This is a genomic window from Clostridium sp. DFI.5.61, from assembly GCF_024462915.1.
GTDB classification, from domain to species: Bacteria; Bacillota; Clostridia; order Oscillospirales; family Oscillospiraceae; genus Lawsonibacter; species Lawsonibacter asaccharolyticus.
Genome location: NZ_JANGBZ010000054.1, coordinates 1 through 21,343, shown reverse-complemented (window position 1 = coordinate 21,343; position 21,343 = coordinate 1). Strand labels below are relative to the sequence as shown.

Below are 21,343 nucleotides of genomic sequence, written 5' to 3'. Positions count from 1 at the left end.
GTTCAACTACCTGCAGACCCTGGGCTACAAGAACTTCGACCTGGTCTATAAGACCGACACCGAGACCATCTATGGCCGTCCCGCCACCACCTGGGGCACCGGCTCTTACAATGTCAAGACCGATGCCGGCGACACCAGCAAGACCGATACTCTGACCGAGGACGGCGGCCTGATCGCCTCCATGGTCCGCATGCTGGACAAGGACGAGATCATCACCGTTCCCAACACCCCCACCTACACCTATACCACCGGCACCGATGAGGACGATGTGTACAAGGATCTGGGCAAGTCCGTCTGCGACGAGACCGATTATGACTGGACCGTCTATGTCAACGGCGAGAAGGTCTATGACGAGGGCACCGATGTCGCTGACACCGTCTATGACAACAGCGTGGGCAACGACGTTCCTGAGCGGGGCGAAGATGCTGACTATCAGTACACCGGCAAGGGCACCGTCACCGAGATCTATGTGGACGACGCTGACGCCACCGTCACTGTGGTCGCCATCAACTACTACATGGGCCAGGTCTCCAAGGTGAAGACCGACGACGACGGCGAGTACATCAACGTCAAGGCCCTGTCCAATCTGAGCCAGGACGACGCCAAACTGGACGACCGCGACTTCTATGTCGAGGGCTATGAGGAGGACGACTACATCGTCTTCACCATCGACCAGAACGAGGACGACGACTTCTACATTGCCGAGGTCATCACTCCCGAGGTCGCGACCGGTGAGGTCAGCCGCGTGGAGAACGACCGCACCGACGACGACACCTATCTGAAGCTGGACGACGGCACCAAGTACCCCTACTCCGGTGCAAACCACATCGTCTACGATCTGGACAGCAACACCGATGAGCACCCCGAGCTGGGTGAGGACTACGACCTGTACCTGGATCCCAACGGTTACGTTCTGGGCTTCAAGCTGGCCGGCGAGTCCGAGACCAAGTACCTGTACGTTCAGGACTCCGACGAGGAGCTGCGCGACTGGGTCGCCCGTGTTGACCTGGCCGACGGCACCAGCCCCAAGGTGGAGCTGAAGGACACCTTCAAGAATACCGATGGAGACAGTGTTGATATTGCTTGGGACAAGGACGCCTCCGAGCACGTTATCAAGAACGCCACCAATATCGACGAGCGCGTCTGGGCCTACACCGTCAGCGAGAGCAGCAATGTCTACTCCCTGAAGGAGGTCAACGACAAGTACCTGCCCGCCAAGGTGGATGACGCCTTTGTTGCTGATCCCGATGCCGAGATCAAGAACGGCAAGGCCTATGTCTCCCAGGGCGACAACGAGTTCATCGTTGACAAGCAGACCATCTTCGTGGACACCATGAACAACGTGGCCTACATCGGCTATGACGAGGTGCCCAACGTGGAGAAGGCCCAGCTGGCTTATGTCATGGACGGCCGCGTGGCTGAGATCGTCTTCATCCTGGATGGCGAGATCTATGACGAGGACAGCACCTACTTCTACCTGACCAGCACCAAGCGCGAGTCCCTGAAGTACGACGGCGACTACTACTGGGAGTACTTCAACGCCTATGTGGACGGCCAGAAGCAGTCCGTGTTCATCGACCAGGATCTGAACGCGCTGGAAGAGGGCACCCTGTACAAGGCTGTGAAGACCACCGATGAGCAGTACATCACCGAGTACCGGGAGGTCGCGCTGGAGGACAACGTGGTCAACGCCACCGGCGATGACGCCTTCTGGCTGACCACCACCCAGTCCAAGGAAGTCAAGTTCGACACCGACAGCGGCGATGAGGGGACCGTCTTCGTCTACGTGGAGATGGAGCCCAAGAAGCCCGCTGAGTTTAAGGCTGCTGGTTCCTATGCCGCTTATACGGGCGGCTGGAAGTACTCCGTCTCTGAGGGCGGCATCAGCGACATGATCCTTGAGGATGAGCCCGAGGAGCAGGACGGCATCGACTATCTGACCTACGTCACCGTGGTGGAGAAGGACGAGGAGTACGCCGAGCTGGTATATATCATCTATAAGCCCGTGGTGGACCCCATCATCTCTTACACCGTGACTGTCGATGTTGAGAACGCCGACGTGACCATCGACGGCGAGCCCTACACCGGGCCTGTGGAGATCGTTGCCGGCACCAAGATCACCGTGGCCGCCACCGCCAAGCCCGGCTACTCCTTTGCTGCGGACCCGAGCGGCGAGTACACTATTAACGCCCCCTTGACGCTCAACGCGAAGGCCACCGCCAACGGCCGCACCATCACTGTGAATGGTAATGCTACTGGCGACAAGGACAGCGCTAAGACCGATGAGGAGGTTGTGGTGACACTGACCCCCAAGGAGGGCTACACCATCACTTCCGTTGATTGTAATGTTACCGCCAAGATTGACACCAAGAACTGGACCGTCACCATTCCCGCCGGTCTGGAGAACGTGGTGATCGACGTGGATACTGATCCTGACGTGTACACTGTGACTTATGATGAGACCAGCGAGTGGTGGAGCGGTCGTCATATGATCAAGACCAGCGGCGAGACCACCATTGAGAGAGACGGTTCTATCACTGTTGAGCTGACCACTGATTTTATCGGTGCGACCAACGCCCAGGTGAAGGTGACCGGCGCCACTGGCGAGTTCACGAAGGTGAACGGCGTGGATCAGAAGACCGACAGCACCACCATCAGCACTGAAGCTGAACTGAAGGTCCTCCAGAACCAGTTTGGCACCATCTATTCCGACGCCGCTTGTGAGAATCCTGTGGCCGGAGCTGTCACCCCTAGCATGACTGTGTATTGGATCACCGTCGAGGGCCAGGCCGCTGTCTGGACCGGGACCATCAGCAATCCCACCGGTAATGTGACTGTTGAGCTGGATGTTTAATTTTAGCTCATATCTCAGCTAAATCCTTATATCCCCCGGAGCATTTGCTCCGGGGGATTCTCTCACTTCCCCTCCAGCTTATCCACCCGGGCAGACAGGGCGTTGATATCACTGCGCAGCTTATCCAGTACCGCATTGAGAACGCTGGGGCTGACGATCAGATCCCGCATGGCTTTCAGCGCCCCGTCGATCTTTTGATTATCCGCGTTAAACTCCGTCCGGAGCACCTGGTCCGCAGCCTCCCATTGATTCAGCCCATAATACTGCGTCTGTCTGCTTGCCATAAAAAATCCCTCCTGTCCTGACTGGGCCCGGCAGATCCGGACCCGCTCAAAACCGGAGGGAAAGAGCTTTTTGTGAGACGTTTCAATACAAATTATGGAAATCAAGCGGGACTATGCCCATTTCTGTCCCGCCTCCACAGGACCCATGGGCATTTTTGAGGGGCGCATCGTGCGCGCCCCCGCTTTTTCTGGATTTTCTTCTTACTCTCGGATATAATGGAAATATGATCCCGGCCGTGGGCCCCACGGCCGCTGTGGAGGTGTTTTTATGTGTGAGGAAGCTGTCTATGACGTTGTGGCCCTGGGCGAGCTGCTCATTGATTTTACCCCCGTGTCCACCGATGGGGCGGGCTGTCCCACGCTCAAGGCCAATCCCGGGGGCGCGCCGGGCAATCTTCTGGCCGCCCTGAGCAGATATGGCCGGCGCACCGCCTTTCTGGGCAAGGTGGGAGAGGATGCCTTCGGCCACCTCCTTCTGGAGTCCCTGCGCCGGGCTGGAGTCCAGACCCGGGGCATCCGCCTCACCTCCTCCGCCTTCACCACTCTGGCCTTTGTCACCCTGGATGCCGCGGGGGACCGCTCCTTCAGCTTTGCACGCAAGCCGGGGGCGGACACCCAGCTCCGGTGGGAGGAGGTGGACCGCTCCCTCATCCAGCGCTGCTGTCTCTTCCACTTCGGCTCCCTCAGCCTCACCGACGAGCCCGCCCGATCCGCCACCCGGACCGCGGTGGCCTACGCCCGGGAGCTGGGCCGGACCGTCACCTTTGATCCCAACCTGCGTCTCCCCCTCTGGCCCTCCCCCGCGGAGGCCCGGGCCCAGATCCTGTGGAGCCTGTGCCAGGCGGATGTGGTCAAGCTCAGCGACGAGGAGGTGGACTTTCTCTGGGGCTGCTCCCCCCAGGAGGGGGCCCGCCGCCTGCTGGAGGAGTGCGGCGTCTCCCTGGCCATGGTCACCCTGGGTCCCCGGGGCTGCTACCTCCAGAACCGGAGGGGGAGCTGTGCCCTGACCGCCCCCCAGGTCTCCCCTGTGGATACCACCGGCGCGGGCGACATCTTCGGCGGGAGCGCCCTCCACCGCCTGCTGGACTTCCGCGTCCCCCCGGAGGAGCTGGACCGGGGCGGCCTGGAGGAGATCGCCCGCTTTGCCGTCACCGCCGCCAGCCTCTCCACTCAGCACCCCGGCGGCATCCCCAGCATCCCGGAGCTGGCCCAGGTGGTGGCCCGGATGGGAGAGCCCGCCCCCCTCTCCCTATGAATCCCCCTCTTGTTCCCTCTCCCCTTCCGTGTTATAATCAGTCATTCCGTCTTGAAGGAGGTGGCCCTTTGCCCGTCAAAGAGAAAAAGACCAGCCGCGCAGAGTTCGCCTATGACACCCTGAAGCGCCGTATCCTGGACAATCAGCTCCCCCCCGGCGCCATGCTCAGCGAGGTGGCCCTGGCCCAGAAGCTGAACATGAGCCGCACCCCCATCCGGGAGGCCCTGAAGATGCTGATGCGGGACGACCTGGTGGAGATCCGGGACGGCGTGGGCACCTTCGTCAAATCTGCCACCCAGAAGGACATCGAGGATGCCTACGCGGTGCGCCAGGCCCTGGAGGTGCTGGCCGCCCGGACCGCCATTGGCGCTTTCTCCTCAGAGGAGCTGGACGCCCTGGAGGCCCGCTTCCGCTCCCTCCAGGTACGGCTGGAACAGGGGGAGACTGTCCGCGTGGAGGAGTTTGCCGACGCGGACTGGGCCCTCCACGACCAGATCCTGCAAAAGAGCGGCAACCGCTATGCCCAGAAGGCCACCAACGACCTGCGGGCCGTGCTGCGCCGGTATCAGTACCTGTCGGTCCGCCTGCTCTCCCGGGTGGAGGAGAGCCTTACGGAGCACCTGGCCATCCTGGACTGCATCCGCCGCCGGGATCTGGCGCGGCTGACAGAGCTGCTGGAGAACCACATTCAATATTGATCTGGAGATCCCCCGACACTGCCGGGGGATCTCTTATTGTATGCATCTTTTAATTTTCTTTTTTAATTTAGACTTTTTCTATTGACCAAGATGTATACATCTGTTATACTCAGAGCACAACGATCCAGAAGGAGGCCACTCACATGACTGTCCATACGGAAAATGAAGCTCTGTTCCAGCGCGCCAGCCGCTGCCTGGCCGGCGGTGTCCTGTCCAATTTCAAGAAGGCCAAAGGCGTCGCTCCGGTCTATGTCAAAAGCGCCGAGGGCTGCCGCATGACCGACTATGACGGCAATGTGTACTACGACTTCTCCCTCTCCGCCGGGCCCGCTATTCTGGGCCACAGCAACGAGGGGCTGCGCCGGGCCCTCAGGGAGCAGCTGGACCAGGCCTACACGAACCGGGACTGTCTGGCGGCCATCGAAGCCGCGGAAAAGATCCAGCAGGTGGTCCCCTGCGCCGAGCTGGTCCGCTTCGCCGTCTCCGGCGTGGACGCAGTCTTCAACGCCATCCGGGTGGCCCGGGCTTATACAGGACGCCCCCTGTATGTAAAGTTCAAGGGGCAGTACAACGGGGGCATGGACTTCGTTCTGGGCGGCCGCACCGACCGCGGCGATCTTCAGGCCCGGGACGGCGTGGACCCGGACGACTTCTACTCCGCCATGTGCTACACCGAGGGCCGCGCCCCCCACGCCCTGGATGACTGCCTCCTGGCAGAATACAACGATCTGGAGGGGCTGGCCGCCCTGTTCCAGCAGCAGGGGGATCAGATCGCCTGCGTCATCATGGAGCCCGTGACCCTGAATATGACCGGCTGCATGCCTGAGCCCGGCTTTCTGGAGGGACTGCGGGAGCTGTGTACCCGGTATGGCGTGCTGATGGTCTTTGACGAGACCCTCACCGGCTTCCGCCTGGCGCTGGGAGGCGCCCAGGAGTACTTCGGCGTCACCCCCGACCTGTGCACCTTTGCCAAGGCCATCGGCGGCGGCTTCCCTGTGGCCGCCTTCGCCGGCCGGCGGGAGGTCATGCAGGTCATCGAGGACAACCGCGTCCTGGCCGTGGGCACCTACAATGGCCATCCCCTGGCCGCCGCGGCTGTGCTGGAGACTATCCGGCAGCTGGAGGCCAACGACGGAGAGGCGTTCCGCCTGATCCGCCGGTACACCCAGATGGCCAAGGATGGCATGGAGGCTCTGGCCAGAAAGCACGGCGTGGACATGATCGTCCAGGGGATGCCGGGGGCGCTCTTTCCTGTGTTCACCAAGAAGGAGAAGATCATCAACCACCGGGACGCCCTGGCCAACGCCAGCTTCCCCAAGCACAGCCGCTTTATGGCCCTGCTGAAGGACCGCGGCATCCTGCACAACAGCCGCCTCTGCTTCTCCCCCGCCCACACAGAGGAGGACATCCAGTACCTCCTCTCCGCCGTGGATGAGGCCCTGGCCGTCATGGCCCAGGAGGCGTGAACCGCCGTGATTCATTAAAGCAGGTCCTGCGCTCCTCTGAGCGCAGGACCTGTTTTTTCTGATGTTGGGACCGGGTCTCACGCCTGGGGTGTACCCTCCCCCTCCTGCCGGTCCTGGGCTCTCTCCTGCCGCAGCACTGCGATCAAAAACCAGACTGCCAGAGCGGCGGTCAGCACTCCGGCCGCCGGCGCCGTCAGCCACACGCCGTCCAGCCCCAGCGCGGCTGGCAGCACCGCCAGACAGGCCAGCGGAAAGACCAGCGTCTTGCTGAAGGCCAGGATCAGGGAGCGTCCCGGCCGGTTCAATGCGGTGAAGAAGGAGCTCAGACAGGTCCCTGCCCAGCCCAGCAGATAAGACAGGGAGAACAGCCTCATGGCCCGCAAGCTCATCTCCAGCAGGGCGGGGTCATCCCCCTGGATAAAGAGAGGGATGACATACTGTCCCCCCAGCTGCATCCACAGCAAAGCCGCCAGCGACACCGCCGCGCCTGTCAAAAGCACCCTCTTTTCCAGGGCCAGCATCCTGTCCCGGCGCCGGGCGCCGTAGTTGTAGCTGATGGCGGGCTGAATGGAATCTGCCATACCAAACAGCAGAGAGCCCACGATGCTGTCCACATACATCACGATAGAGAAAGCCGCCACCGCCATAGACCCGGACAGCCTCAGCAGTACGCTGTTGAGAATGACCATCATCACAGATCCCGCAATACTGGAAAAGAACTCCGAGCTGCCATTGGCCAAAATATTCCCCAGCTGACGGGCAGAGATGGTCCCCCGAACAAAACGCAGAGGGAGACGGCCCATCACAAAGGGCAGGAAGCCCAGCACTGTACCCAGGGCAATGCTCAGACAGGAGGCCGCCGCTGCCGCGGCCACCCCCCAGCGGAAAACTACCAAAAATAGAAAATCCAGCACGATGTTCAACAGTGCTGTAACCACATTGAGTATCATGCTGTACCGCACCCGGCCGCAGATGCGCAGATAGTTGTCCACTGCAAAGAATACCATAATGACTGGCGCGAATACGGCATATACCTGCATATACTCCGCCCCCATGGCGGTGACCTCCGCCTCCGCCCCCATCAGGGACACCATCGGCCCGGCCAGGAAAAAGCCGCCTAGCCCGATGACGCAGGACAGCGCCACGATCAGCCCGGTGCAGAAGCTGAAGATCCGGTTGGCCGCCCTCTCATTTTTTTCCCCAAGGCGGATAGAGATCTGAACGGAGGACCCCACCGCCACCAGGTCCACCAGTGCGAAACTCATCATGATCAGCGGCATCACCAGATTGACCGCCGCCAGAGCGTTGGGGCCCACATAGCGCCCCACAAAGATGCCGTCCGCCACTGTGTACAGGGAGAGCATCGCCATGCTTATCATGCTGGGCAAGGCGCACCGGAAAAACAGCCGGGTGGGCGGAAGGCTCTCAAATAATTTTTCATGCTGTGTCATTTTAAAAATCCTTTATATATTCCGAAGTAAACGTATTCAAAATGGAACAGAACACCGCGATCTGTTCCGGTGTGAAGCTCCTTTCCACCAGTCGGATCGCCCGCTCAAACGGGCCCTCATAGGCTCGGAGCGACTGTGTCATCTGCGGAGATACGTCCAACTGGATCACCCTCCGGTCGGTCTCGCTGCGGGTCTTGGTCACCATCCCCAGCCGCTCCAGCTCGTTGACCTTGATGGTCACCGCTGACTTTGTGATGTGAAGGGTATTGGCCAGGGTGCTCACCGTACACTCCCCCTGGGCCCGCTGGTAGGAGATCACATCCAGATACATGATGCTATTATAAGACAGCTCTCCGCCGCCGGTGCGGCTGATCTGCCTCAGATCACTGACCGTTACATCGTAGTAATACCGGTTCAGACTATCCCGCAGGTCCATCCGTTCCCCTCATTTCATTAAGCGAATTTATATAAATTTGCTTAACTAATATAGCAGAAGATCCTTTCTCTGTCAACCCCGTCCGCACGATTTTCTCCCCGCGGCAGCCCTCATTTGGATAGAGGCGCCGCCCTCAGATGCGGGTCTCCATCCTCAAAGGATCTTCCACACCAGGGCCCGCCCCAGCAGCACCCCCGCCAGGCACAGACCCACGCTGGCCAGGATGTACCCGCCCCCGGCGGCCCATCTCCCCTGCTCCAGCAGCTCCACCGTCTCCAGTGAAAAAGTGGAAAAGGTGGTAAAACCACCGCAAAGTCCGGTCTTCAAAAACAGAACTGCACTTTTGGACATGGGCAGCTGTCCCGCCGCCTGGGCCACGGCGCCGATGACCATCGCCCCCAGAAAATTGGTGAGCAGGGTCATCACCGGAAAGGACCATGGGGCGGCAATCAGGCTGAGCAGATACCTCCCCACGGCGCCCAGGCCGCCCCCCAGGGCCACGAACAAACAGTTGGACCACATGGCTCAGGGCTCCTCCCGTTCAAAGATCAGGTCCACTTCCTTAGTGCCGCCCTCCCCGGAAAACATGGTGGGCAGATATCCCACGTAACGCCAACCCTTGGCCGCGTACTCGTCTATGATCTCCCGGTGCTCACAGGCGCTGTTATCCATCCAGAAGCCGCCCCCGGTGCGATAGGTCACATATTCATATCGGTACATGTCCATCCTTCCTTTCTCAAAGATGCTTTCCCGTTCCGGTACCCGGAGGCGGGGCCGGAGCCAGTTTCTCCCCCCGGCGTCTGCTTTCAGTATAGCACAAAAATGGGGCGGGCCAACGGCCCGCCCCATTAAAATGACGCAGATCTTTTTCGATCTGTCCCACAGTCCCGTTCAGCACATCTTGGCCCCAGCGGGGATCTTGTCGTCGATCATCAGCAGGTTGAGCTGCTCCTCGCCCTTCTCGGTGTGGACGGCGGAGATCAGCATACCGTTGGACTCCAGTCCCATCATCTTCCGGGGGGGCAGGTTGACGATGGCGACCAGGGTCTTGCCCACCAGTTCCTCGGGCTTGTACCACATCGCGATGCCGGAGAGGATCTGCCGGTCGGTGCCGGTGCCGTCGTCCAGGGTGAAGCGCAGCAGCTTGTTGGACTTCTTCACTGTTTCGCAGGCCTTGACTTTAACGGCCCGGAAATCGCTCTTGCAAAAGGTGTCAAAGTCCACCTTCTCTGTGAGCTGAGGCTCCACCTCCAAATCGGGCAGAGCTGCCTTCTTGGCCGCCGCCGCAGCCTCCTCCAGCTCGGACAGGGCCTTTTCTGCATCGATGCGGGGGAACAGGTTCTCGCCCCGGGAGACAGTGACAGTGTGAGAAAGGGCCCCATAGCCGGCGGCGCTCTCCCAGGTAGAGCAGGTCTCGCAGGCACCGATCTGCCGGAGCACCTCGGCAGCAGACTGGGGGATAAAGGGGGTGAGCAGGATAGCGGAGACCCGCAGCACCTCCAGCAGGTTGTACATCACCCGGGCCAGCCGGGCGCCGTTGGCCTCCATGTCCTTGGCCAGGGTCCAGGGGGTGTTCTCGTCGATATACTTGTTGGCCCGGCCGATCACCTTGAAGATCTCCGCCAGGGCGTTCTGGAAGGCGTAGTGCTCCATCTGCTCTTCATACCTGGTGCGCAGGGAGGAGATCAGCTCCACCAGCTCCCCATCCTTCTCCTCGTCCGCCGCCTGCTCCTCAGGCAGGGTGCCGCCGAAATACTTGCCCACCATGGACACGGTGCGTGAGAGGAGATTGCCCAGGTCGTTGGCCAGGTCCGTGTTGATGGTCTGGATCAGCAGCTCGTTGGAGAAGTTGCCGTCAGAGCCGAAGGGGAAGGTGCGCATCAGGAAGAAGCGCAGGGCATCCACTCCGAACTTCTCCGCCAGGATATAGGGATCTACCACGTTGCCCTTGGACTTGGACATCTTTCCTCCGTCCAGCAGCAGCCAGCCGTGGCCGAACACCTTCTTGGGCAGGGGCATCTCCATGCTCATCAGCATGGCGGGCCAGATGATGGAGTGGAACCGGACGATCTCCTTGCCCACAAAGTGGACGTCCGCGGGCCAGAACTTCTCATAGTCGTCATACCGGTCGTTGAGGAAGCCCAGGGCGGTGGTGTAGTTGAACAGGGCGTCCACCCATACATAGACCACGTGGCCCGGGTCAAAGTCCACCGGCACGCCCCAGGTGAAGGAGGTGCGGCTGACGCACAGGTCCTCCAGGCCGGGCTTGATGAAGTTGTTCACCATCTCATTCACCCGGCTGCGGGGCTCCAAAAAGTCGGTGTCCTCCAGCAGGTGCTGTACCCGGTCGGCGTACTTGGACAGGCGGAAGAAGTAGGCCTCCTCCTCCGCGTCCACCACATCCCGGCCGCAGTCAGGGCACTTGCCGTCCACCAGCTGGCTCTCGGTCCAGAAGGACTCACAGGGCTTGCAGTATTTCCCTACATACTTGCCCTTGTAGATGTCCCCCTTCTCATACATCTTCTTAAATATCTTCTGGATGGCGGACACGTGGTAGTCATCGGTGGTGCGGATGAACCGGTCGTTGCTGATGTTCATCAGCTTCCACAGATCCAGCACGCCCCGCTCCCCCTCCACGATGCGGTCCACATACTCCTTGGGGGTAACGCCGGCCTCCTTGGCCTTGTCCTCGATCTTCTGGCCGTGCTCGTCGGTGCCCGTCAGGAACATGACCTCACAGCCGGTGAGACGCTTATACCGGGCCATAGCGTCGGTGGCCACGGTGCAGTAGGTGTGGCCGATGTGCAGCTTGTCGCTGGGATAGTAGATAGGGGTGGTGATATAAAATCTCTTGCGTTCCATATTCAGTCGTCCTCCCGATGATGATTCTCGACCCCGGCTCCTCCCGGGGCATTGTCCCCTTCTGCCCGTTCCAATGCCCCGCTGGGCATTCGATCCTCCAGCAGGCACTCCGGCCAAGCCGGGCCGAAGCAGGTGCGCAGCAGCGCCCAGCTCTGGGCCAGCAGGACCAGCACCGCAGCAGCGGTCAGCGCGGTAAAGAAGAGGGACTGTCCGTTGGCCAGCGCCTCCAGGTTCAGAACGATCCCCATCAGGGAAAAAAACAGGCACAGCCTGGGCCTGGGATGGCGGAAAGCGAAGGAGGCGGCGAAGTACAGCGCCAGCACCGCACACACCACCGCCAGGATCATATCTGCGAACCGCAGCACCACCGGGTCCCGGGAGTACTCCTGATAGATCCCCACCAGCCAGGGCAGGGCGGCGTAGCCGGGCAGGGTGGTCAGGCCGGGATAACAGGCGGGCAGGCCTCCCCGGTAATGGCCCCGCCCCAGGATCATCAGCGCTGCAGCGGAGGGGATGCACAATACGGCAGCCAGCAGCTCCATCACGGGCAGTCCCTGGCCCAGTCCGTCCCGCCACAGCTGAAACGCCCGGAAAAAGCCCAGGGTACCCAGCGCCGCGGCGGCCAGCAGGAGCAGGCTCCCCGCCGTCACCAGGGTCATATACAGGGAGCTGGGACAGCGGAAGGCTGCGGGATAGTCCTCCGGCTTCCCTCCCCCCTGGATCAGGACCAGGAACAGCAGCGCCAGCAGGGCCAGCACACCGATCAGCACCGGCGTGGCCGGGACGGAGCGGAACAGTTCGGTCTCTGGGTCCAGCGCGGCGGCCAGCTGCCAGCGGCGCAGGGCGAGGCAGGCGCCGCCCCCCGCCAGGGCCAGCACGGGCAAAGCGATATCTTTTCTCATGACAACACTCCTAAAACTGGGAGAATGCGCTTTTATTATCATACCTTACCCGCAGAGAAAATGCAACACAGAGGGAAAAAATCCGCCGTTTTTTTCCCAGTCCTTTCAAGGTGGGCATCTTAAAAAGCGGTACAGGCCCCCGAAACGATTTTATAAAACCGCATCTCCCATGTGCCTGCCGTTTCTTCCCTGTCCCCTCACAAGACGCAAAACGACGGGCCCCACTGGGGCCCGCCGGCGCAGTCTGTGGTCGTCTGGCCGTTTACTCCGCCAGAGCGGCGGTGATGATGGCCATGGAGCAGGCCCACAAAATGTTTCCATTTTGCGGGTTCCCTTCGGGATCTCATTGCTCGGGGCGGCCCAGCCGCCCCTCCGCCAAGGTTTTGCCTCCGGCAAAACGCTTGTACGGCGCAAGCGCCGTCCCCATCTTCGATGGGGCCCCGGGGAGCAGGCTCCTCTCAGCCCGGAGGCCAAGTCATATCCCGGCCGGACAGTACATGGAAATGCAGATGCTTTACACTCTGCCCCGCCTGCTCCCCGATGTTGGAGACGATGCGGTAGCTGTCCAGTCCCAGCTCCCTGGCCACCTTGGCAATGACCTCAAAGATGTGGGCCACCACCCCGCTGTTTTCCGCCGTCACCTCGGCAGCGGAGGCGATGTGGGCCTTGGGGATGACCAGGAAGTGGGTGGGCGCCTGGGGATCGATGTCATAGAAGGCGAAGCACTGCTCGTCCTCATACACCTTGTTGGACGGGATCTCTCCCGCGACGATCTTACAGAACAGACAATCGGACATTGGGGGACCTCCTTTGTTTGTCATATAAGACCATTGTACCGCATTTCCCCGGGATTTCAAGAAATTTTTCATTGCTCAGCACCCTTTTGTTGTCCCCAGAGTCTGGATCCTCCCAGTTTTCCCCATAGAAAACTGCCTCCCAGCAGGATCTCATCTCTTTTGACGCTTGTCCGGTCCAGCGTCTCCACGGGATCTGTTTCTTCTCTTCCAGGCGTACCACTCCTTCCAAACTTTCCTGCCTTCTCCCCGATGCAAAATCCAGGGGGAAATTTTGTTGGAGCCAGCAGGACAAAAAAAGACGCTGTGTTTGCACACAGCGTCTTTTTTTATTACTGGGCTTCGACCTGGCCGAACTCGCGGCCATTATAGGTCAGGCAGGACTTGCACATCCGGTGGGGCAGCCGATAGGCACCGCACTTGGGGCAGGTCACGATACCGGGAGTCTCCAGCTTCCAGTGGGAGCTGCGCCGCTTATCGCGTCTGGCCTTCGAAACTTTTCCTTTGGGAACCGCCATTGGTGACACCTCCTTCGGTTTACGTGCCCTGCGTTTCTCCCGCAGGCACTTCTCGGACTACTCAGTTTTCATCATCCAACAGCTGCGCAAGCGCCGCCAATCGTGGATCCACTTCAGGTCTGCACCCGCACGGACCCAGGTTCAGGTCTGCTCCGCACTTGGCGCACAGCCCTTTGCAGTCTTCTGAGCAAAGGTTCTTTGTATCCATCGCGAGGACGAAAGCCGTGGTCACCAGCTCGTCCAGATCCACCTCGCTGCCCTCCAGGAGCACGATCTCGTCGTTCTCCTCGTCCTCCAGCTCATCGGCCAGGAGGCAGTCCAAAGGCACCGCCTTTTCCCGGGAAAATTCCTTCCCGCAGCGGTCGCAGGCCAGGTCCAGAAGGGAGCGGGCCGTGCCCCTCAGCTCCAAGGCCCCGGCGTGGTTGGTCACGGTGCCCGCGGCCTCTACCGGCCGGCTGATGGGATGGGAGCCATAAAACTCCAGCTGGGACAGGTCCAGCTGAAATTGGAAGTCCTTGGACGCGCCCGGAACGTGGATGATGTCCTTCAGATCCAGCCGCATATGGAACCTCCCTCCGGGGTATGGACCCCATACTCGCAGAATGGTACAGCGAGTATTATAAACAAATCGGGGAATAATGTCAAATACTTTTTTGCATTTGAGGAAAAAATTTTTTTGCGGCGCCCCGCCGGCCCGCCGGGCGAAATCGGGATTGACAAAAAAACAAGAATATGGTGGAATGGTGGCAGGATATCACACGCTCAATACTGTGGAAGGGACCGACTTGCCCCATGAAGGAATTTATCGTTGGAACGAACGACGCTGGACAGCGCCTGGACCGCTGGCTGGCCAAGACCCTCCCCCTCCTCCCCGCCCCGCTGGCCCAGAAGTACATCCGTCTCAAGCGGGTCAAGCTCAACGGCAGGGGGGCAAAGCGGGACGTGCGTCTGGTCCAGGGGGACTTGCTCCAGCTTTATATCAACGACGAGTTTTTCCAGACCCCCACACCGGAAAACGCCTTTCTCTCCCTCTACCAGCCCAAACTCACGATCCTTTATGAGGATGAGCACATCCTTCTAGTGGACAAGCGCCCCGGCCTGGTGGTCCACCCCGACGAGACGGAGCGGGTCAACACGCTCATCACCCACATCCAGGCCTACCTCTACCAGAAAAAGGAGTGGTCCCCCTACCAGGAGGGGGCCTTTGCCCCCGCCCTGTGCAACCGTATCGACCGGAACACCGGGGGCATCGTCATCGCCGCCAAAACGGCGGAGGGACTTCGGGTGATGAACCAGAAGATCCGGGACCGTGAGCTGAAAAAATACTATCTCTGCATAGTCCACGGAACTCTCCCGCGCCCCGCCGGCCGGCTGGAGGGCTACATTCTGAAAGATGAGGCAAAAAAACAGGTCACCGTGAGCAGCCGTCCCAGGCCGGGGGCCAAGACGGCCGTCACACTGTACGAGACCCTGGCCGTCCGGAACGGGCTCTCCCTGGTGCGCTGCCAGCTCATCACCGGGCGCACCCACCAGATCCGGGCCCAGTTCGCCGCCGCCGGGCACCCCCTGCTGGGAGACGGCAAATATGGCAGCGAGCGGCAGAACAAGCGCTACGGCCGCAGCTATCAGGCCCTGTACTCCTACCGGCTGGAGTTCTGCTTCACTACCGACGCCGGGGCGCTGGCTCCTCTGGACGGACAGCAGTTCCAGGTGGAACAGGTGGACTTCGTGACGGAATATTTTCCCGGCTTTTCCCTGTGATCCCCGCCGGTCCGCCGGGATCTCCCCTCACTCCGGCGCACCCCCAGTTTTCCTTGCTCCGGCCGGGCTTTCCCGGTTTTCCGGCGGGGGGATTTCACCGAGATTTTCGACAAAATCCATTGACATTTTATCGGTAAGCGGATATAGTGTATCTCGCTATCTGTGAATCCCCGCCGGGACCTCCAGCTGTCCCTCTGCTGCGGACAGCGGCGGGAATGAGACCGAGGGAGCTGACAAGCTGTAAGTTGAAAGGAAATGGGGGAGGATACATGTCCAAGGAGTTGATCCGCCTGGTGGACTGCACCATGGCGTTTGACGACGAGGTCGTGCTCGATAACATTACGCTGAATATCCATGACAAGGAGTTCCTCACACTGCTCGGTCCCAGTGGATGCGGCAAGACCACCACTCTGCGCATTATCGGTGGTTTCCAGACGCCCACCGCTGGCGACGTATTTTTTGACGGTGTGAGGATCAATGCTGTCCCGGCGCACAAACGGGCCATCAATACAGTATTTCAGAGATACGCTCTGTTTCCCCACCTGAACGTCTTTGAAAACATCGCCTTCGGTCTGCGCATCCCCAAGGCGAAGGAGGAGCGGGACGAGAAGGGAAAGGTCATCCGTCGTCAAAAAGTCAAGCTCACTGAGAAGGAGATCCAGGAGCGGGTCATGGAGATGCTGGATGTCGTCAACCTGAAGGGGTTTGAGAAGCGCTCTGTGTCTTCCCTGTCCGGTGGACAGCAGCAGCGGGTGGCCATTGCCCGCGCCCTGGTGAACCGTCCCAAGGTGCTGCTGCTGGATGAGCCTCTGGGGGCGCTGGATATGCGGCTGCGCAAAGACATGCAGAACGAACTTAAGCGCATCCAGCAAGCCATGGGCATCACCTTCATCTATGTCACCCACGACCAGGAGGAGGCCCTGTCCATGTCGGACACGGTGGTAGTGATGGACAAGGGGCAGATCCAGCAGATCGGCACCCCGGAGGACATCTACAACGAGCCTCAGAATGCCTTTGTGGCCGACTTCATCGGCGAGTCCAACATCATCGACGGCATTATGCGCACCGATGGCGTGGTGGAGATCTTCAACCGCCGTTTCCAGTGCCTGGACAAGGGCTTTGCCCCCAACGAGCCGGTGGACGTGGTCATCCGCCCCGAGGATGTGGACATCGTGCCAGAGGAGCAGGGCCAGCTGAAGGGGACCGTCACCTCCGTCACCTTCAAGGGGATGCAGTATGACATCATCGTGGACTTCTATGGCTTCAAATGGCTGATCCAGACCACGGACCTGTCCCCGGTGGGCAGCCGTATCGGCATCAAGATCGATCCCGACGGCTTCCACGTGATGAAGAAGAGCCATTACTCCGGCATGTTTGGAGACTACTCCTCTTACAGCGAGGAGTATGACGAGATCAGCGACGCCGCCTATGACCCCGAGGAGGCAGAGGGGGAGGAGGCCGGAGATGAAGCGGAATAAGCTCTCCCTGTTTTCCATCCCCTATGTGGTCTGGATGGCCATCTTTGTGGTCATCCCCATTCTGATGGTGGTGATCTATGCCTTTTCTTCCGCCGGAGGCGGCTTCACCCTGGACAACTTCGCCCGCATCTGGGACTACGCGGTGGTCTTCACCCGGTCCTTCAAGCTGGCCCTCATCGCCACCGTGATCTGCCTGTTGGTGGGCTACCCCATTTCCTGTTTCCTGGCCCGGGAGGGAGCCGGCTTCCAGAGGGTGGCCATGATGCTCATCATGCTGCCCATGTGGATGAATTTCCTGCTGCGCACCTACGCCTGGATGTCCATCCTGGAGAACACCGGCCTGCTCAACCGTTTTTTTGACGCTATCGGCCTGTTCGACCTCATCAACGGCCTCTTTGGCACGGAGATCGAGTATTTCAAAATGATCAACACCCAGGGCGCGGTGGTGCTGGGCATGGTGTACAACTTCCTGCCCTTCATGATCCTGCCCATCTACTCGGTCATCGTCAAGCTGGACCACCGGCTGATCGAAGCCGCCCGGGACCTGGGGGCCGATTCGGTCACGGTGTTCCGCCGTGTGACCCTGCCCCTGTCCCTGCCTGGGGTCCTCTCGGGCATCACCATGGTGTTCGTCCCTGCGGTGTCCACCTTCGCCATCTCCCATCTGCTGGGGGGCGGCAAGCATCTTCTGCTGGGCAACCTGATTGAGATGCAGTTCAAGGGCTCGGCCTATAACCCCTATCTGGGCTCAGCCGTGGCGCTGGTGATGATGGTGATCGTGGTCATCTGTATGTCGGTAATGAATCGCTTCGGTGAGGGCGAGGAACAGGCGGTGATGCTATGAGCCGTTCCGCCTCTCTCTTCCGCCGCCTCTCCATGGCGCTGGTCTTTGTGTTTCTTTACGCCCCCATTCTGGTACTCATCGTCTTTTCCTTCAACGACTCCAGCAGCCGCTCGGTATGGGCCGGCTTTACCCTGGACTGGTATCGGGAGCTGCTTCGGGATGACCTGATCCTGGACGCCTTCTACACCACCTTGGCAGTCTCCGTCCTGGCGGCGGTCATCGCTACCGTGGCGGGCACCTTCGCCGCCATCGGCTTCTACAACATGAAGCGGCGCTGGCGCGGTCCCCTGATGACCATCAACAATATACCCATGGTCAACGCCGATATTGTCACCGGTGTGAGCATGTGTCTGTTCTTTGTGGCAGCCTTCTCCCTGTGGGGACAGGCTGCGGAGTGGATCAACGCCAGTCTGGGCACCGATCTGCCCACCAAGCTCTATCTGGGCTTCGGCACCATGCTCATCGCCCACATCACCTTCAACATCCCCTATGTGATCCTGTCCATCATGCCCAAGCTGCGGCAGATGGACAAGAACCTGGTGGACGCGGCCCAGGACCTGGGCTGCACCTGGATGCAGGCTTTCTGGAAGGTGGTGGTGCCTGAGATCAAGCCGGGCATCGTCAACGGCCTGCTCATCGCCTTCACCATGTCGGTGGACGACTTTGTCATCAGCTACTTCACCGCCGGCTCCACCACCGCCAACCTGGCCATGCGCATCTACGCCATGACCAAAAAACGCATCAGTCCGGAGGTCAACGCCATCTCCACCCTGCTGTTCGCCACCGTGCTCATCCTGCTGATCGTCATCAACCTGCGGGAGGCCAGTCAGGAGAAGGCGGCCAGGAAGCTCCGCCGCTGATTTTTGCGGCCTTCAGCCGTGAAAATAGAAAACCATAGAATATTGGAGGAATGATCCATTGAAAAAAGCATTTTCCCTCATTCTTACCCTGTCCCTGTCCGCCGGCCTGCTGGCTGGCTGCTCCGGCTCCGGTACCGAAAAGCGGGTGGTCAACGTGTGCAGCTGGGGTGAATATATTGATGAGAGCCTCATCCAGCAGTTTGAGGAGGCGACCGGGATCGAAGTCAACTACCAGACCTCTCCCAGCAACGAGGAGCTCTACTCCTCTCTCACTCTGGGCGGCACCAGCTACGATGTGATCGTCCCCTCGGACTATATGATCTCCCAGCTCATCGAGGAGGACATGCTCCAGCCTCTGGACTACGACAAGATTCCCAACTTTTCCAAAATCGCCGACCGGTTCAAGAACCTGTCCTATGACCCGGAGAATCTCTATACGGTCCCCTACACCTGGGGCACCCTGGGCATCATCTACAACAGCACCATGGTGGACCAGCCCATCACCAGCTGGGACGCCATGTTTGACCCCCAGTATGCCGACCAGGTCCTGATGATCAACAACTCCCGGGATGCCCTGGGCATCGCACTGATGGATCTGGGCTACTCCGTCAACACCGACAGCGAGGAGGAGCTGCGGGCCGCCTACGATCTGCTTGCTGAGGCCAAGAAGGCCGGTGTGTATCAGGCATGGGTCATGGACGAGGTCTTCGACAAGATGGAGGCCGGCGAGGCCGCCGTGGCCACCTACTATGCCGGCGACTACCTGAGCATGCTGGAGAACAATGAGGACCTGGTCTACGTGGTCCCCGAGGAGGGCTCCAACTGGTTCGTGGATGCCATGTGTATCCTTAAGAACGCAGAGAATGTGGATGAGGCTCATGAGTGGATCAACTTCATGGCTTCCACCGATGCCAGCCTGAAAAATATGGACTATATCTGGTACGCCTCCCCCAATCAGGAGGCCCTGGATTCCTATCCCGACTACTACGAGGAGACCTATGGCGAACCCCTGGACATGGAGCGCTATGAGATCATGGCTGCCCCCCAGGAGGTTCTGGACCGCTGCGAGGCCTATCTGGTGCGCCCGGTAGACACCCGCACCCTCTACAACGACCTGTGGACCGATTTGGGCATTCTCTCCTGAGCTCAGCTCCCTTCAAAAAAACCATTGGACCCAGCCGGAAGGCTGGGTCCTTTTTCTTCCATAGCAATTTACAATTCGTTCACGCTTTGTCTCAAATTTCTTGATGTTTTTCCCTCCTGGTATGGTATTCTATGGGTGGTCGGAGCGATCCGGCTTTCCCCTTCCAGAATCCACGGAGGGCTCCATCCCCTCCCAACCCCGAGTATGCGGCCCGTTCTCCCCGGGCTGCGTCTCACCTCCGGCGCACGGCGGTGCGCCCACTGTCTCCCGCACGGACAACAGCCTGCCCGGGAGACAGACCAAAGACTCTCCGGCCCCCATCTATGGTCCGGTTCCCATCATACAAAATGCCCGGCCTGCTCAACGCATTGAGTGGGCCGGGCATTTTTGGATTCAGTCCAGCCAGCCGGAGTCCGGCTGGGGCTCCCGATGGGCACTGAACAGGGAGCCTTCCTCCCTGGGCGGCCCGTTCAGGGCCACCCGGTAGTAGTCGTGGTCCAGGATCATGGCCGAATAGGCCACCCGGTTCTGCACTTCGGCGATCTGGCTCTGCACATACGCCTCGTCCGGCGGGGAGCCGTCCCAGGACCGGAACTCATCCAGCACTGAGTTGTATGCCCCCTCCTCTGTCAGGAAGCTGTAATTCGAGAAGATCACCAACCCGGGTTCGTCAGACAGGATATCCCGCCCCGCCATCAGCCGCGAGTCATACTCCAGGCCGAACAGGTTAGCCAGGGTGGGCATTACATCCAGGCTGGAGCAAAGCTTCTCCACCCGCACCGGCTCCTCCATCTGGGCGTTCCACAGAATCAGGGTGTTCTGGAATATCTCAAAGTTGGGGTCCACTTGACGGCCCAGCAGCTCACTGTACTCCTCGTCGGTCAGTCCGTAGGGGTAGTGGTCGCCTGAAAGGACGATGACGGTGTCATCCAGCCTGCCCGCCTCCTCCAGCTGGATGAGCAGGCTCTCCATGGCCAGTTCCAGCTCCATCTGACAGGCCAGATATGCCTTGGGCCCCTCGCTGTACGGCAGGCCAGCCACCTCGTCCCAGTGCCTGCGGGACATGGCGTTCTCCTCATAGGTGTAGTTCAGATGGCCGCTCACCGTCAGGCAGTAGACCATAAACTGCTCCTCATCCACGAACATGGGAACGATTTCTTCCATCATCTCCAGGTCAGAGGGAGGCCAGATCTCTTCCAGTTCTAACCCGTGCCCCAGGGCATAGTACTCATAGCCCATGTTGGGGAAGGACTTATCCCGGTCATAGTAGGTATAGAGGTAGTCGTGGAAGGCCATCGTCCGGTAGCCCAGCTGGCTGAACTGGTTCCCAAAACCGAAGGGCATGTAATTTCCTGCGGACTGGGAGTAGCTCCACACCCCGGACTTTGGGATGAGCCCCGTGGTGGTGGTGTACTCCCCATCCGAGGTGGACACCCCCCACAGAGGGGTGTAGAAGTGGTCAAACACAAAGCCAGAGTGGGCCATCTCATAGAGCACAGGAGTGCGCTCCGGGTCCATAGCCAGGGTACAGAACCCCTCTGCCACGATCCAGATCAAATTCTTTCCCTGAAAATAGCCCGTCCACTCATTTTTTGCTGTGGGCACCTGCTGGGAAAAATAGGTGTGCATCTGGAGCAGGTCCTCGTCTGTCTCCTCCGCTATCAGCCGGTCGAAATCGATACTGGTGGTGGGCGGCAAGCTGTACACCGGCTTCGCCCAGTCCGGGCTGGAGGTGG

The 21,343-nt window shown here is 60.1% G+C and carries 20 protein-coding genes; 9 read left to right on the top strand and 11 right to left on the bottom strand.

What is annotated here, in order from left to right; translation table 11 throughout:
* The coding region (locus tag NE584_RS16140; RefSeq protein WP_256183251.1) for a hypothetical protein at positions 1-2,854 on the top strand (2,854 nt) is incomplete at its 5' end.
* A gap of 62 nt (positions 2,855-2,916) precedes the next feature.
* Here NE584_RS16140 and NE584_RS16135 read toward each other — a convergent pair.
* Positions 2,917-3,138: a hypothetical protein gene (locus tag NE584_RS16135; protein ID WP_256183250.1), complete on the bottom strand. Its 222-nt coding sequence runs from the start codon at positions 3,136-3,138 to the stop codon at positions 2,917-2,919.
* Positions 3,139-3,406: 268 nt separating this feature from the next.
* On the opposite strand from NE584_RS16135, the gene NE584_RS16130 reads away from it, so the two are divergent.
* From NE584_RS16130 to NE584_RS16120, 3 genes are all read left to right on the top strand, one after another.
* Entirely contained in the window at positions 3,407-4,393 is a 987-nt protein-coding gene (locus NE584_RS16130) for a carbohydrate kinase (RefSeq protein ID WP_256183249.1), read from the top strand.
* Between the two features lie 68 nt (positions 4,394-4,461).
* Positions 4,462-5,091, top strand: coding sequence for a GntR family transcriptional regulator (locus NE584_RS16125; protein WP_256183248.1), 630 nt, complete (start codon positions 4,462-4,464; stop codon positions 5,089-5,091).
* Positions 5,092-5,234: 143 nt separating this feature from the next.
* A complete protein-coding gene (locus NE584_RS16120; RefSeq protein WP_256183246.1) occupies positions 5,235-6,557 on the top strand; it encodes an aspartate aminotransferase family protein in 1,323 nt (440 codons plus the stop codon).
* Between the two features lie 77 nt (positions 6,558-6,634).
* Here the strand turns inward: NE584_RS16120 and NE584_RS16115 are convergent, their stop codons facing one another.
* From NE584_RS16115 to NE584_RS16075, 9 genes are all read right to left on the bottom strand, one after another.
* Positions 6,635-8,008, bottom strand: coding sequence for an MATE family efflux transporter (locus NE584_RS16115; RefSeq protein ID WP_050622906.1), 1,374 nt, complete (start codon positions 8,006-8,008; stop codon positions 6,635-6,637).
* 1 nt (position 8,009) lies between these two features.
* Positions 8,010-8,444: a MarR family winged helix-turn-helix transcriptional regulator gene (locus tag NE584_RS16110; protein WP_050622907.1), complete on the bottom strand. Its 435-nt coding sequence runs from the start codon at positions 8,442-8,444 to the stop codon at positions 8,010-8,012.
* Positions 8,445-8,597: 153 nt separating this feature from the next.
* Positions 8,598-8,966, bottom strand: coding sequence for a fluoride efflux transporter CrcB (crcB, locus tag NE584_RS16105; RefSeq protein WP_256183245.1), 369 nt, complete (start codon positions 8,964-8,966; stop codon positions 8,598-8,600).
* 3 nt (positions 8,967-8,969) lie between these two features.
* Entirely contained in the window at positions 8,970-9,164 is a 195-nt protein-coding gene (locus tag NE584_RS16100) for a DUF4177 domain-containing protein (protein ID WP_050622909.1), read from the bottom strand.
* Positions 9,165-9,335: 171 nt separating this feature from the next.
* Positions 9,336-11,306 carry a methionine--tRNA ligase gene (gene metG, locus NE584_RS16095; RefSeq protein ID WP_050622910.1) on the bottom strand — a complete coding sequence of 657 codons (1,971 nt, stop codon included), beginning with the start codon at positions 11,304-11,306 and terminating at the stop codon, positions 9,336-9,338.
* A 2-nt stretch (positions 11,307-11,308) separates the two neighbouring features.
* Entirely contained in the window at positions 11,309-12,208 is a 900-nt protein-coding gene (locus NE584_RS16090; RefSeq protein WP_050622911.1) for a hypothetical protein, read from the bottom strand.
* A 458-nt stretch (positions 12,209-12,666) separates the two neighbouring features.
* Positions 12,667-13,005: a histidine triad nucleotide-binding protein gene (locus tag NE584_RS16085; protein WP_256183244.1), complete on the bottom strand. Its 339-nt coding sequence runs from the start codon at positions 13,003-13,005 to the stop codon at positions 12,667-12,669.
* Positions 13,006-13,334: 329 nt separating this feature from the next.
* Positions 13,335-13,520 (bottom strand): 50S ribosomal protein L32, encoded by a 186-nt coding sequence (gene rpmF, locus NE584_RS16080; protein WP_050623880.1) that lies wholly within the window; start codon positions 13,518-13,520, stop codon positions 13,335-13,337.
* A 61-nt stretch (positions 13,521-13,581) separates the two neighbouring features.
* Complete coding sequence (locus tag NE584_RS16075; RefSeq protein ID WP_256183242.1) at positions 13,582-14,082, bottom strand: DUF177 domain-containing protein; 501 nt, start codon at positions 14,080-14,082, stop codon at positions 13,582-13,584.
* Between the two features lie 230 nt (positions 14,083-14,312).
* Between NE584_RS16075 and NE584_RS16070 the strand changes: the two genes are divergently transcribed.
* From NE584_RS16070 to NE584_RS16050, 5 genes are all read left to right on the top strand, one after another.
* Complete coding sequence (locus NE584_RS16070) at positions 14,313-15,281, top strand: RluA family pseudouridine synthase (protein ID WP_050623878.1); 969 nt, start codon at positions 14,313-14,315, stop codon at positions 15,279-15,281.
* A gap of 269 nt (positions 15,282-15,550) precedes the next feature.
* Positions 15,551-16,759, top strand: a complete 1,209-nt coding sequence (locus NE584_RS16065; protein WP_050623877.1) for an ABC transporter ATP-binding protein — start codon at positions 15,551-15,553, stop codon at positions 16,757-16,759.
* Complete coding sequence (locus tag NE584_RS16060) at positions 16,746-17,603, top strand: ABC transporter permease (protein WP_256183241.1); 858 nt, start codon at positions 16,746-16,748, stop codon at positions 17,601-17,603. The genes NE584_RS16065 and NE584_RS16060 overlap by 14 nt, the downstream gene beginning before the upstream one ends.
* Positions 17,600-18,463 (top strand): ABC transporter permease, encoded by an 864-nt coding sequence (locus tag NE584_RS16055; protein ID WP_050623875.1) that lies wholly within the window; start codon positions 17,600-17,602, stop codon positions 18,461-18,463. Before NE584_RS16060 ends, NE584_RS16055 begins: the two co-directional genes overlap by 4 nt.
* A gap of 58 nt (positions 18,464-18,521) precedes the next feature.
* Positions 18,522-19,607, top strand: a complete 1,086-nt coding sequence (locus NE584_RS16050; RefSeq protein WP_050623874.1) for a PotD/PotF family extracellular solute-binding protein — start codon at positions 18,522-18,524, stop codon at positions 19,605-19,607.
* A 393-nt stretch (positions 19,608-20,000) separates the two neighbouring features.
* Here the strand turns inward: NE584_RS16050 and NE584_RS16045 are convergent.
* Positions 20,001-21,343: LTA synthase family protein (locus NE584_RS16045; protein WP_256183240.1), on the bottom strand; the 1,343-nt coding region annotated here is incomplete at its 5' end.